At 65.5% G+C, this 12,870-nt stretch carries 12 protein-coding genes; 7 read left to right on the forward strand and 5 right to left on the reverse strand.

Annotated elements, in window-relative coordinates:
* Positions 1 to 186 precede the first annotated feature (186 nt).
* The 3 genes from metG to EPL00_RS02990 all read right to left on the reverse strand — a co-directional run bounded on the left by metG (position 187) and on the right by EPL00_RS02990 (position 6,192).
* Positions 187 to 2,319, reverse strand: a complete 2,133-nt coding sequence (metG, locus tag EPL00_RS02980; RefSeq protein ID WP_135851903.1) for a methionine--tRNA ligase — start codon at positions 2,317 to 2,319, stop codon at positions 187 to 189.
* A 715-nt stretch (positions 2,320 to 3,034) separates the two neighbouring features.
* Positions 3,035 to 3,898, reverse strand: coding sequence for a coiled-coil protein (locus EPL00_RS02985; protein WP_135851902.1), 864 nt, complete (start codon positions 3,896 to 3,898; stop codon positions 3,035 to 3,037).
* Between the two features lie 398 nt (positions 3,899 to 4,296).
* A complete protein-coding gene (locus EPL00_RS02990) occupies positions 4,297 to 6,192 on the reverse strand; it encodes a glycoside hydrolase family 2 protein (protein ID WP_162224135.1) in 1,896 nt (631 codons plus the stop codon).
* Positions 6,193 to 6,304: 112 nt separating this feature from the next.
* Between EPL00_RS02990 and EPL00_RS23430 the strand changes: the two genes are divergently transcribed.
* The 3 genes from EPL00_RS23430 (at position 6,305) to EPL00_RS03000 (ending at position 7,894) form a co-directional block, all read left to right on the forward strand.
* The gene (locus EPL00_RS23430; RefSeq protein WP_202932533.1) at positions 6,305 to 6,457 is read left to right on the forward strand and encodes a hypothetical protein; all 153 of its coding nucleotides are present in this window, start codon (positions 6,305 to 6,307) and stop codon (positions 6,455 to 6,457) included.
* Between the two features lie 123 nt (positions 6,458 to 6,580).
* Entirely contained in the window at positions 6,581 to 7,228 is a 648-nt protein-coding gene (locus tag EPL00_RS02995; protein WP_135851900.1) for an FAD-dependent oxidoreductase, read from the forward strand.
* Between the two features lie 57 nt (positions 7,229 to 7,285).
* Positions 7,286 to 7,894 (forward strand): NUDIX domain-containing protein, encoded by a 609-nt coding sequence (locus tag EPL00_RS03000; RefSeq protein ID WP_135851899.1) that lies wholly within the window; start codon positions 7,286 to 7,288, stop codon positions 7,892 to 7,894.
* A gap of 4 nt (positions 7,895 to 7,898) precedes the next feature.
* Here EPL00_RS03000 and mce read toward each other — a convergent pair whose 3' ends face one another.
* Positions 7,899 to 8,282, reverse strand: a complete 384-nt coding sequence (gene mce / locus EPL00_RS03005; RefSeq protein WP_135851898.1) for a methylmalonyl-CoA epimerase — start codon at positions 8,280 to 8,282, stop codon at positions 7,899 to 7,901.
* 331 nt (positions 8,283 to 8,613) lie between these two features.
* Here mce and EPL00_RS03010 point away from each other — a divergent pair, with 331 nt between their 5' ends.
* On the forward strand, positions 8,614 to 9,300 hold the full coding sequence (locus EPL00_RS03010; RefSeq protein WP_162224136.1) for an HAD family hydrolase: 687 nt from the start codon (positions 8,614 to 8,616) through the stop codon (positions 9,298 to 9,300).
* 21 nt (positions 9,301 to 9,321) lie between these two features.
* Here EPL00_RS03010 and EPL00_RS03015 read toward each other — a convergent pair whose 3' ends face one another.
* On the reverse strand, positions 9,322 to 11,463 hold the full coding sequence (locus EPL00_RS03015; protein WP_135851896.1) for an ABC transporter substrate-binding protein: 2,142 nt from the start codon (positions 11,461 to 11,463) through the stop codon (positions 9,322 to 9,324).
* 157 nt (positions 11,464 to 11,620) lie between these two features.
* Here EPL00_RS03015 and EPL00_RS03020 point away from each other — a divergent pair, with 157 nt between their 5' ends.
* From EPL00_RS03020 to EPL00_RS03030, 3 genes are all read left to right on the forward strand, one after another.
* Complete coding sequence (locus tag EPL00_RS03020) at positions 11,621 to 11,926, forward strand: DUF7565 family protein (RefSeq protein ID WP_135851895.1); 306 nt, start codon at positions 11,621 to 11,623, stop codon at positions 11,924 to 11,926.
* Between the two features lie 17 nt (positions 11,927 to 11,943).
* Positions 11,944 to 12,150: a hypothetical protein gene (locus EPL00_RS03025; RefSeq protein WP_135851894.1), complete on the forward strand. Its 207-nt coding sequence runs from the start codon at positions 11,944 to 11,946 to the stop codon at positions 12,148 to 12,150.
* Positions 12,151 to 12,230: 80 nt separating this feature from the next.
* Positions 12,231 to 12,809, forward strand: coding sequence for a GNAT family N-acetyltransferase (locus EPL00_RS03030; protein WP_135851893.1), 579 nt, complete (start codon positions 12,231 to 12,233; stop codon positions 12,807 to 12,809).
* Positions 12,810 to 12,870: the final 61 nt, after the last annotated feature.

The raw sequence follows: 12,870 nt of genomic DNA on the forward strand, positions 1-12,870 counted from the left end.
AACTTCACGCGATAGCTCCCATCTCGGGTCGCGGAGGGAACGGCTTCCCGCTACCGGTAGCTCTGTCTGGTGAGTACGACCGTAACCCACCGCAGTGGGTTCTTTATAGTTCGACGTAAAATACTTTTTGACTAACTAGTCCGGGAGTAATTTTTGCGGGGGAACGACGTTAGTTCCGGAGCGTCGTCACTTGACCTTCGTGCCCGGAACGCTGTCGCCGTGAGTCGTCAGCAGGTCGGCCTCCTCGCCCGCCGCCAGCACCATCCCGTTGCTCTCGACGCCGAACAGTTCGGCCTGTTCGAGGTTCGCCACGACGACCACCTTCGTCCCCGGCAGTTCGTCCAAGTCGTGGAGTTGCTTGATGCCCGCGACGATTTGGCGGGTCTCGACGCCGATGTCCACTTCGAGGCGCGCGAGGTCGTCGGCCCCCTCGATTGGCTCGGCGACTTCGATTTCGCCGACGCGAACGTCGAGGTCTTGGAACTCCTCGAAGCTGATGCGGTCCTCGGCGATGGGTTGGATGTCGGATTCGTCGGTCATGGATTCCTCGTCGGTTTCGTCGGCTTCGTCCTCGTCGTCCGTAGCCGCTTCGATTCGCTCTTCTAACTTCTCGTTCAGTTCCTCGACGCGCTCGTCCTCTATTTTCTCGAACAGCTCGTCGGGTTCGCCGAACTCGTCGGCCGGGGGTTCGAGGGCCGCGTCGAGGGCGGCGTCGTGGACCGACCCCTCCTCGCCGAGTTGGTTCCACAGCTCTTGGGCCTTGCCGGGCAGGATGGGAGCCGAGAGGACCGCGACGGCCTTGGCGACCTGCACGCAGTCGTAGATGACCTGCTCGGCGCGTTCGGGTTCTTCGCCCGTGAGGTTCCACGGCTCGTTGCGCTGGATGTACTCGTTGCCGAACCCGGCCAGCGACACCGCGGCCTCGCCCGCCTGCTTCAGCGAGTAGTCGTTGACCGCGGCCTCGAACTCCGCGATGGCCTCGTCGATTCGGTCGGCGACCTCCTCGGAGGTGGTCGCGTCCGGGGTGCCGTCGTAGTTCCGGGCCGCGAACAGCAGGCTCCGGTAGGCGAAGTTGCCGAGCGTCCCGACCAACTCGCCGTTGACGCGCTCTTGGAACTTCTCCCACGAGAAGTCCACGTCCTGCTGGAAGCCGCCCGTCGTGGTCAGGTAGTAGCGCACGAGGTCCGGGTCGAAGCCCTCGTCGAGGTAGTCGTCGGCCCAGACCGCGCGGTTGCGACTGGTCGAGAACGCCTGCCCGTCGAGGTTGACGAAGCCGCTGGCCATGACCGCGCGCGGTTCGTTGTAGCCCGCGCCGCGGAGCATCGACGGCCAGAAGACGGTGTGGTGCTGGATGATGTCCCGACCGATGACGTGGACGATTTCGCCCGTGTCGGCGTCTGCCCACGTCTCGTCGTCGGCCGCCGCGGGGTCGTCGGGCGCGGGTGCGCCGTCTTTCCAGACCGCTTCCCAGTCGTAGGTGTCGGCACCGACGCGCTCGGTGTACTGCTTGGTCGAGGAGACGTACTCGATGGGCGCGTCAACCCAGACGTAGAGGACGAGGTCTTCCTTGCCTTCACCCGGATAGTCGATGCCCCAATCCATGTCGCGGGTGATACAGAGGTCCTGTAGCTCGCCTTCTATCCACTCTTTGGGCTGATTGCGCGCGTTCGAGGTGCCTTCGAGGCGGTCGATGAAGCCCGCCAGATACTCCTGAAAGTCCGAGAGGCGCAGGAACTCGTGTTCGCGGGTGCGGTACTCGGCGGGGTTCCCGGTCAGCGTCGAGCGCGGGTCCTCGATTTCGCCGGGTTCGAGGTGGCGCTGACACCCCTCGTCGCACTCGTCGCCGCGGGCTTTGGCACCGCAGTACGGGCAGGTCCCCTCGACGTAGCGGTCGGGGAGGGGCTGGTCGGCCTCGGGGTCCCACGCGACCTGAATCTCCTTCTCGAAGACGTGGCCCTCGTCTATCCACGACCGGACGAACTCTTGGGTCAACTCGGTGTTCGTCTCGTCGTGGGTGTGGCCGTAGTTGTCGAACTCGACGTTGAACCGGGGGAACGTCTCCTCGTAGGTCTCGTGGTGACGGAGCGCGAACTCCTCGGGGGAGACGCCCTCCTTCTCGGCGTTGACCGCGACCGGGGTCCCGTGCATGTCCGACCCGGAGACGAACGCGGTCTCTTGGCCGAGTTTCTCCAGCGAGCGCGCGTAGGCGTCGCCGCTGACGTACGTCCGGAGGTGACCGATGTGCAGGTCGCCGTTGGCGTAGGGCAACCCGCAGGTCACCACCGCTGGCTCGTCTGTGGGGAAGTCGTCGTGGCTCATACTATCTTCTCCTCCGTGGCGGGTGTAAAACCCGCCGATTTCCGTGTTCGTGCATGACTGTGGTCGCGTGATTTCGCAGGAACGACTGGCTGGCGATTCGACCGAGGAGTCGGGTTTCGCCGCCAAAACCCGTCCGCGGGCCACGGTCCGGGCGACTCCTCCCGACGCTACGCATCGCTCCGCATGCGCATAGCGCGGGCGAGTGCCGAGGAGTACGAGGAGCTTCGACGGAGGCCCCGGACCGTGCGTGACACGATTCTGGATTTGGCGGCTCGATATTTAAGGGTTCGTCTGGGTTGCTACCTTCTCACACGCTGGATGCAGTCGGCGCGTGCTGGCGCGGCTTCATGCCGCGCCATCAGCACGCGAGGGATGAGGACCGCAGGCCGGAGTCCTCGTGAGCGAAGCGAACGAGGGCACGGAAGACGCGGGTTGTCTTCCGGCGGCCGAGGACCGCAGTCGGTTGGGGAGGGCGTGGCCCGCGGTTGCGGTGCTGTGCGGTGGCGGTTGACTCCTGTGCGTCGGCGAGAGTGCGGTTCGCGGTTACGGTGTCGTGCGGTTTGAGATGCTCAAGCTCGAAGCTAGCTTCTTGGGCCAACTCACGGACAACAAACTCCGAACGTTCCACCTGCCAACGCTCCACCGGGCGATTTCACACCCGACGCTATCTATCGCTGAAGAACTGAGAATTCAGAATCGCAGAACTACGAACCGACTACAGGAGTCCCGTCTTCTGGAGCTTCATGAGGTCCTCGGTGTCGAGGGTCTCGCCTTCCTTGAACTGCTGGTAGATCTCCTCGGCCTCTTCTTTGGCCTCTTCGCGCTCCTTCTCCTTCTCGGACTTGCGCTCTTCTTCTTCCTGCTTGTCGAGTTCGCGCAGGCGCTTCTGGACGCGCACGAAGTCCTCGTGGTGCTGGTCGGCCGACTCCTGAGCCTCGACGAAGCTCTCGTGCATCTCGTCGGCCTCGTCGCGGATTTCGTCGGCTTCGCGGTAGGCCTCGATCATCTGGTTGTGATGCTCTTGGGCCTTGTCCGCGAGTTCCGTGACCTTCTCGTGGTGACGGCTCGCTTCGGCGCGAACCTCCTCGGCCTCCTCGACGAGTCCTTCGAGGTCCTCGCTCTCCTCGAGCTTCTCCTTGCGGGCCGCCAGTTTCTCGCGCTTCTCTTCGATCTTCTCGATGAGTTCGCGCTCGTCCTCAGTCGAGAGGACCTCGGTCTGCTGCTTGAACTCGAGGTCTTCGATTTCGGATTCGAGCTCCTCGATGTCCTTGCCCTCGTCGAGTTCGAGGTCGGACTTCTTCTCCTCGACCTCGTCGAACAGCTCGTTGGCCTTGGCGTTGAGCTCGTTGCGCTGCTCTTTGTGTTCCTGAACCTGCTCGTTGAGCTCGTCGCGCTTCTCGCGGTGTTCCTGAGCCTCGTCGACCTTCTCGCGGGTCTCGGCGTTCAGGTCGTCACGCTTGGACGCGCGCTTGCTGGCCTTCTGGTTCAGCTCGTTTCGTCGGTCTCGGAGCTGGCCTGCGAGTTTGATTAGTTCGCCTTTCGACTTGTTCTGGAGTTCCTCTTCTGTTACACTTACCATGCTTAGTTAAACCTCGATTCCATGCCCGCCGTGGCGTTCGGCAGTCCAGAGCGACAGCAATCGCTGTATGCAACTGGCAATCGACCGGTGACAATAGTCCCATGTCATTTGTCGCACGATGCTTGCCGAACGCTCGTGGCGTTCTGGTATCAGCAAATATTCGCCGTGGCCATATAAATGTTCCGCCTAGTCGTGTAGTGGAAACGGTTCACACGCCCGCTAACGGCCGTGTAAGCCGTTCCCACACTTCTCAGGGGGATATAAAGAACCGCCGACGAAACGCCGGACGAACGGCCGAGGAGCCCCCGACCGAATCGCCCGCCGACGGTTCCTTGCGAGCGGTACGACCGACGGTGGACCGACCGACGACGCTCCGAGCGACAGCGCCTCGAAGCGAGCTACAGCGGATAGACGTTCCGGACGCCGCCGTCGGTCCCGCCGAACGACAGTTCGACGCGGTCGGCGTCTCCGGGGACGGTCAGCGTGCCCGCCTCCTCGTTGCCGAGGGCGTCGACCGCTACGTCGCTCCCGCCGGTCTGTCCGCCCGCGGTCCACGAGACGGTCCCGGAGACGGCTTCGGGCGTGTCGTTGACCACGACGAGCGTTCGGGTGTCGCCGGGCGCGGGGTAGGCGTCCAAGACGACCTGTACGGGTTCCAGCGACGAGGCCATCGCCTCGTAGCCAGCCTTCTCGGTCCCGTCGGCCGACAGCACGCCCATGCCCGCGCCGTCGTCGGTGTCTCGGAGCGCGTCGGCCGCGAGGAGACCGCTCCGCCGTCGCCGAAGCGTCTCGGTCACGCTCTTGAGGACGCGAGCCTGATAGGCTTGGGAGGCCTCGACCGGCGACTCGTCGTCGGACGCTCCGCCGGACGCGCCACCGGACCCGACGTACGACCCGTGTGCGTCGGCGTCGAACCCGGCCGCGTCGTGACCGTCGTCGGTGACGAGCGACCCCGCGCCGAACGCGCCGACCGCGCCGTCGCAGTCGTACTTGTCCAGTACCCAGTTGGTATCGCCGGGCGTACCGAACTGCCAGCCGGGGTACACGTGGGTCGCGTCGGCGTCGATCCCCGGTTCGCCGGAGACCGGGAAGACCGGCGTTCCGTCGGGGAACTTCTCGGCGATTTCGTGGTCCGCGGCGTCGTCGTAGCTCGCGCGCCACGCCCGCCAGCGGACTTTGTAGCGCGCGAGTCGCGAGGGGCCGACGCCAGCGAGGTGGTCGGTCGGGTCGGCCCGGACGCCGAACGCGGCCACGCAGGGGTGGCGCTCGACCGCCGAGGAGACCGCCCCGGCCAGCGCCGACGCCTCGTCGGGGTCGGCCGCGGCGGGTCCCACGAGCGGGAGGTCCTGCCAGACCAACACGCCCGCGTCGGCCGCGGCCTCGTAGAACTCCGCGGACGGGACGTGACCGTACGCGCGCACGAGGTTCGCGTTGGCGTTCGCGGCGCGCTCTACGTCCCACGTCGGGTCGCCCGTCGGGAGGAGAGAGAACCCGCGGGCCGGGACGCGCTGGCCGTTGACGACGAGACCGTCGTGGTCGTCTCCGTCGCTGACATCGCAGAGGCCGGTCTGGACGACACGCTCGGAGTTGCCGAGTTTCGCCCGGACCGCGTACTGATGCTGAGGACCGAACCCCGCGGGCCACCAGTAGGCCGGGTCGCGGAGTTCGAGGGTCTTCGTGACCGTGGTGCGCTCGGGACCGTCGGTCTCGACTTTCGCGCGCTCCATCACGCCGCCGCCCCGGAACCCCTGCGGGCGGACCGACAGCGAGATGCGGTCGTCCAGCGGTTCGCCCGCCTCGACCGCGATTTCGGCGTCCACGACCGCGCCCTCGTCGGTCCGCCGAGGAGTGAGCGAGAGGTCGTCAACGAACGTCTCGGGGTGGGTTTCGAGGTCCGCGCCCCACCAGATGCCGGGCACGGCGCGCTCGTCGGGCACGCGGTCGGTCGCGTAGACGCCGCCGAACTCGTCGGGAGCGCGACACTCCACGACCAGTTCGTTGTCGGCGTCGAGGTCCAGCTCGTATCTCGCAGGGCAAAAGTACGTCTCGTGTTCGCCAAGCAGGTCGCCGTTCAGCCAGATGCGGGCCTGCGCGAACAGACCGCGGAGTTCGAGGGTCGCGCGCTCGTCGCCGTCGCGGGGGTCGCCGAACTCGGTCCGGTAGGCCACGCAGTCGGCGTCGGCGAACCGCTCGGGGCGGCCCGGCACGTCCACGGGGTGCCACTCGTCGGGGGCGGGTGGCTCGTCGCCCGCGGACGGGGCGACTGCCGCGCCCGTCCAGTCGGTCAGGGACATACTCGGTGAACGAAACCCACACCAGATAGGTTTTGCGTCCCGCGGACGACCACTTTCACTTTCACCGCGGCCTTGGCACAATTTAAGTAGGATGGCGGGACGACCCTCCGTCATGCTCGAAGACCTACGGTGCGTCTGCGACGGTCGGAACTGCGAGCGAACCCTCGGCGAGAACGAGTTGATGCTCCGGATGACGACCGACGCGGGCGAGCGCCGCGCCTACGAGTGCGCCTGCGGCGCGGTCACGGTGACGGTGGTCCGGTAGCGGTTCGGCGGTCCGGTAACGCCGACGCCGGAGGTTCGGTAACGCCGACGCCGGTGGACCGGTAACGCCGAACCGGACCGCGGAGTCGCAGACTCTTTGTTCTCTCCTCGGCAAGCGACACGCATGGACGGAACCGAAGTCGCGGTCCGCTCGGTCGAGACGGTCGGCACCGACACCATCGCGCTCACGCTGGAGACGCCCCCGGAGTTCGACGCCCGTCCGGGCCAGTTCGTCCAGTTGGCCGCGACGATAGACGGCGAGGAGGTCACGCGCCACTACACGCTCTCGTCGCCCGACGTGGGCGAGACGTTCGAGACCACCGTGGAGGTGGACCCGGAAGGGTCGCTCAGTCCCTACCTCGCGGCCCTCGAACCCGGCGAGACGGTCCAAGTCGCGGGTCCCTTCGGCGACGCCTACTACGAGGACGAGGAGAGCGTCGTCGTCCTCGCGGGCGGGCCGGGCGTCGGTCCCGCGGTGGGTATCGGTGAGCGCGCACAGCAGGACGGCGCGACGGTGACGGTCGTCTACGAGGACGCCGACCCGGTCCACGACGAGCGCCTGACCGCGCTCGCCGACGCGGGCGCGGAAGTCGTCGTCACCGACGACGTGAGCGACGAGGAGGTACTGGAACTCCTCGCGGACGCGCGGGGCCAGACGTTCGTCTACGGCTTCGCCGACTTCTTGGACCGGGCGATGGCGGCCCTCGACGCGGCGAACGTCGATGCCGACGACGCCAAGACCGAGAACTTCGGTCCCGCGCCGGACGCGTAGCGACTCTCGGAGTCGAACCCGAAACCGTATCAACGCCCGACACATTCTCGCGAATCTATGCGGACCGAAATCAACGAGCGGACCGTCGAGCGACGGATGGACCGCCTGCTCGACGGGTACGGCGACGTGCCCGTCGAGGAGCGAACGTGGAACCGGTCGCCCGAGCGGTTCGAGCGCGAGGTCCAGCAGGCGAGAGACGGTTACGTCGGCGGGGCCTACGCGTGGGTCGTCCGGCGACCGGACGAGGCCGCCGACCTCACCGAGTCGATGCCGCCCGAGGCCGAGGACGACCGGAAGCGCGCGCTGATGATTCTCGGTCGAGGAGCCGACCGGTGGGGCCTCGCTGGCGGCGGACTAGAGGGCGACGAGACCCACGAGGAGGCCGTCCGCCGGGAAGTCCGCGAGGAGACCGGCGTCGAGTGCGAACCGACCGACTGCTTTCTGGTCCGGCACGTCACGGTCGTCTCGGAGGCCGAGGACGACCGTCGGATTCACTTCCTCTACGCCTTCTTCGACGCGACCTACGAGGGCGGGTCGATAACGGTCCAACCGGGCGAACTCGACGGCGCAGGCTGGTTCGCCGAACCGCCGGAGCGTCTGCTTCCCGCCAACGAGCGCCGGGCCGAGTCGTGGTCGCCGGAGACGACGACCCCGCCGCCCGAGTAACGATTCAGTGTTCTACGAACTCTATCAACACGCCGCCGGTCGATTTCGGATGGAGGAACGCGACATCGTGGCCCCACGCGCCGGGCCGGGGTTCGTCGTCTATCAGTTCGACGCCGTGGTCGCGGGCGGTGTCGAGCGCCGCCTCGATGTCGTCGGTTTCGAGGGCGACGTGGTGGATGCCCGGCCCGTTGCTGTCGAGGTATCGTGAGACGGTCCCGTCTTCGAGCGGTTCGAGCAACTCGAAGTAGCTGTCGCCGAATTCGAGGAAGACGACTCGGAGTCCGTCGAACTCCTCTTCGTGGGCGACCGGCGCGTCGAACAGGTCGGCGTACAGGTCCGCGAGGTCGGTGGCCTCCTCGGTCGCGATTCCAACGTGGTCGATGTACATGTGAGGAAATACCGCTCCGTCAGGGTTTAGTGTTACTCAAAAAGTATCGTCGTTCCGCGGCGCGTAGGACCGCCACCGCGGTATTTTAAACCCAACACTCCGCGAGTACGCTCCTGACTCAGAGGCGCCTGCAGTGGGGGCACCAGGTGTTGTCGAAGAGACTGATGTTAATCATGATTTTACCTCCACACGCCCATTCACAACATTCACTATTAAATCTAACTATAGAATGATTATTTTATTTATAAAAACATGTGAGTATTGTACTTATTATGTTTCGTATAGGTAGACCCGTTAGCTTCTTTATTCAAAAGCCCGGATTCACAACGACGTGCAAGCAGTCTTCTTCGACCTCGACGGCACGCTGGTCGCGCTCCCCGACGATTTCGGCGCGCTCTTCGAGGAGGCCCTGTCTTCCCACGGCGTCCGCGCCGACGCCGAGCGCCACGAGTACTTCACCGAGGCGTTCTTCGACCACTTGGGCGACTGCCGCGCCGACCCCTACCGCGCGGCGATGGCCGACCTCCGCGAGGAGTTCGCCCTCGGCCCGCCCGCCGAGCAGTTGGCCGAGAGCTACGCCGAGCGCGAGGCGGCCGCGACCGAACTCCGGCCGGGTGCCCGCGACGCTCTCGACGCGCTCGCGGGCGGCGAGCGTCCCGTCGCGCTCGGCGTGCTGACGAACGGCGGCGGGCGCGGACAGCGCCGGAAACTCGCGGTCCACGGACTCGCAGACTACTTCGAGGCAGTCGTCGTCTCGGCCGAGGTCGGCGCGGGCAAGCCCGACCCCGAAATCTTCGCGGCCGCGCGGGACGCGATTCCGGCCGACGAGTACGCCTTCGTCGCCGACGACCTCGACCGAGACGTGCGCCCCGCCCAACGCGCCGGGTTCACCGGCGTCTACGTCGGCGAGCGCGACGGAGACGGGAACGCGGACGGAGGGACTGCGAGCGCGGACGACCCGGTGCGCCCCGACCACCGCGTCGGGTCGCTCCGCGAGGTGCCCGCGCTGTTCGAGTAAGAGTCGGGGTCTCCTCGGCGGTTAGTTTCCGCCGCCGGTGCTGTTGCCGCCACCGGTACTGTTTCCGCCGTTACCGCCACCGTTGCCACTGCCACCGCTACCACCGTTGCCGCCGCCACCGCTACCACCGTTGCCGCCATCGCCCGTCTGGTGAATCTGCATCAGTTGGACCGAGAGGTTCGCGGCTCCCGGACCGGGAATCTCGGGGACGAAGCCGCCGAACTTCGCGCTGTTGACCGGCCACGTCAGCTTGTCGTAGCCGATGACCATGTACGGGAAGTCGAGGTAGATGCGCTCTATCGCCTTCCGCGCGATTCGGTTACGCTTCTCGGACTCCATGGTCGAGCGAGCGCGCGAGATGAGGTCGTCGGCCCCGGCGTCGCCGAGTCCGTAGCCCATCGCGTTGTTGAGTTGGGTCGTGGTGTTCTGCTGGTCGTACCCCTCCTTCTCGGAGTGGTCGTCGGCGTTGTCGCTGTGGAAAATGTTGTAGAGGGTCCCCGTCGCGAACGGCGAGAGGTCGCTCCACGCCATCGGGTAGATGTCGAAGTCCTCTTGGGCGTACACCCGGCCGAGCATCGTGTTGAACGTCATGACCTTCGTGACCGCCGGGATGCCGAGCTTCTGCATCATGTCCACCCACCGGGCCGCCATCTTGGACATCTTCGGCGTGTCCTTGGCGGGGTAGATGAGTACCTGCAGCGGGCCGCCCTTGATTTCGGGAATCGTCTTGCCGTTGACCCGAATCTCCTCTTGGACGCCCTGCTTCTGTCGGAGGACCTGCGACCGGACCGGCCCGAAGCTGTAGTCGTGTTTCCCCTTCGATTGGCCACCTGTGACGCCCGTCAGCGTGCCGGGGTACTGCTTGCCGACGTAGTTGCCCGAGTCACCGTCGATGACTCGCCCCTCGGTGAGGAACGACTTGATGGCGTCGTAGTCGGGCACGCCCGGTTCCTTCTGGCGGAACTCGAAGGCGTTGGTCGCGGGCGATTCGAGGAGTTCCGCGTTCTCGACCGCCTGCTCGGGCCTGACCGCCGAGAAGCCCGGCGGCATCACGAAGTCGCCCATGTACTCGTAGCCCTCCTGCAGGCGTTCGGTCCAGTAGTAGTCGTCGAACACCATCGAGGTCGCTTGCCGGAACGTCGCGTCGTCCAACGGCTGGCGACGCATGTTGTACGCGAAGTAGTTGTACCCGGTGTCGTAGCCGGGCACCAGCTTCTGGCCCTGATTGCTCTTGACCTTCGAAATCTTCGAGACGTTGATGGAACTGTAGACGCTGTCGATGCCTCCCCGAAGGAACGCCTGTTGGAGCGCCGAGTCGCTCCCGAATATCTTGAATCGAACCGCGTCGAGGAACGGTCCGCCGGACATGAGTTTGTCCACCTCGTCACGCCACCCGAGGTCGCCCAGCGGGTAGTCGTCGCGGAACTCGACCTCTATCGCGGTCGCTTCGGCGTACTTCGTGACCGTGCCCGGCCCAGTCCCGACCGGCCCGCCGTTCTGCGTCGGGGTGTACTGCTGATAGTTGTTCACGTCCGACCAGACGTGTTTCGGTAGGATGGGCACCGCGAGCTGACTGCTCGCGTAGGTCCCGATGGGCTTCTTGAGCTTCATGTGTACGTCCCAGTCGCCCTTCGAGGCCTTCTGGACCGATTTGATGGGCTGGATGGTCGCGGCGTAGCGCCCCGGCTCCTGCTCTTTCAGGTAGTTGTAGGTGAAAATCACGTCCTCGACGGTCAACTCCTCGCCGTCGGTCCACGTCACCCCCTCGCGAACGTCGAAGTACACGTCGGGCTGTGGGTTCGCCTTGCCGTCCGGGACTTCGACCGTCCAATCGGTGTAGAGGTTCGGCCGAACGCCGAACTCCACCGGGTCCACCACGGTCCCGGCGTCGTACACCATGTCCAGAATCGCCCACGAGTACGCCGACGACGTGGAGAGCGGATTCAGTCCCTTGGGCTGTTGGCCCATCCCCATCGTGAAGATGCCGCCGCTCTGTACGTCTTGGGCGGTCGCGTCGGTCGCTTGGACTACCGTCGCGGTCTCCTCGGTCGCTCCGTCCGCGGCGTCCGCCGCGCCGGGGAACGAGAGCGCCACCGCCCCTGCTCCGCTTGCTTGAAGAAACTTGCGCCGACCGGAATCGAACTCTGGGTTATCCTCACCCATGGATGGTGATAGCTATTCTCAGGAAAAAGGCCCACGGCCATCAAAGAACCCCATTTATATTAAATATCCGTTCGGTGGCCGCGGGACGTTTCGCCCGAGGAGCGCCCCCGACTGCGGTGCCGAAAGGTTGTTGTCGCGGGCCTTCGACCACCCGCTAATGAGCGACTGGGAGTGCGGCATCGACGGTTGCGACGAGGAGTTCGACGACGTAGAGGAGGCCATAGTGCATCAGACGACCGACCACAAGCGCCGCGAGTGCAAGGTCTGTGGCTCGGTGGTCCCCGACGGCTACTTCGCCATTCGCCACGCCTTCGACGAACACTCGCGTGCGGAGTACGTCCGGGCCTACGGCGCGAGCGCCGCGGAGGTCCGCCAGCGCGAGCGCGTCCGGGACGCCATCGAGGACGAGGCCGACCTCCAGCAGGTCGTGAACCGACTGGACGAAGTGACGGGTGGACTGTAACCTCGTTGCTACGACCGATGGACGAAGAGACCGCCGGATGGGTCGAAGCAAATAGCGCGTTCGCGGTGGTCGCCGTCTTCTTACTCGTCGGCGTCGCCGTAATCTCGGGATACAATTTCGTAACGGGGAGATACCAGAATCGACTACTGCAGGGAATACAACTTCTCGTAGCCGCTGTTTTGACTCTGCATATTCTATCTGAACTGGGCAACGTACACGAGTGAAAGCCGCTTTGCTCGTCGAGTGGAGTGCTTTCAACTCCTCGCGCCACAGCTTTTTACGCTCTGACGGCCAACTCACGCCCATGTACGTCCGGGACGCGAAAAACAGAGAGGAGGTCTGGCTGTTGGACCACATCGAGGAGATGGGTCTCGACGAAACTGCGTTCCGCTCCCGCGACTACGTAGTCGCCATCGACGAGACCTCCGGCGAGAAGGCGGGGTTCGGTCGCATCCGCATCCACAAGACCGACGACCGGGAACTCTGTGAACTCACCAGCATCGGCGTGCTGGAGTCGTGGCGCAGGCAGGGCGTCGGCGCGCACGTGGTCGAGCGACTGGTCGAGCAGGCCCGCGACCACGGCTTCGATGCCGTGTTCGCGCTAACTGGCGCGACCGACTACCTCTCGCAGTTCGGCTTCCGCGGCGTCGAGTCGAGCGACCTGCCCGAGAAGTTGCGCGAGCGCCTCGACGCCAAGCGCGACGGGACCGACCCCGACGCGGTGGGGATGGTGCTGGACGCGAGCGAGTTCGTCATGCCAGACCGCCTGCGCGAGCGGTTCAAGCGCGCCCAGCCACACGAGGAGGAACCCGAACCGGAAGAATCGGCCGAGGACTTCGGTATCGACCCCAACAGCGCGACCTACAAGTACGACACCGGGTAGCGCGACGGGCGACGCTCCCGAGTCCCGTCGGAGCGCGACGCGACTCCCGCGGGCTTTCGGC

The organism is Halorussus salinus (assembly GCF_004765815.2).
In the GTDB taxonomy this organism is placed as follows: domain Archaea; phylum Halobacteriota; class Halobacteria; order Halobacteriales; family Haladaptataceae; genus Halorussus; species Halorussus salinus.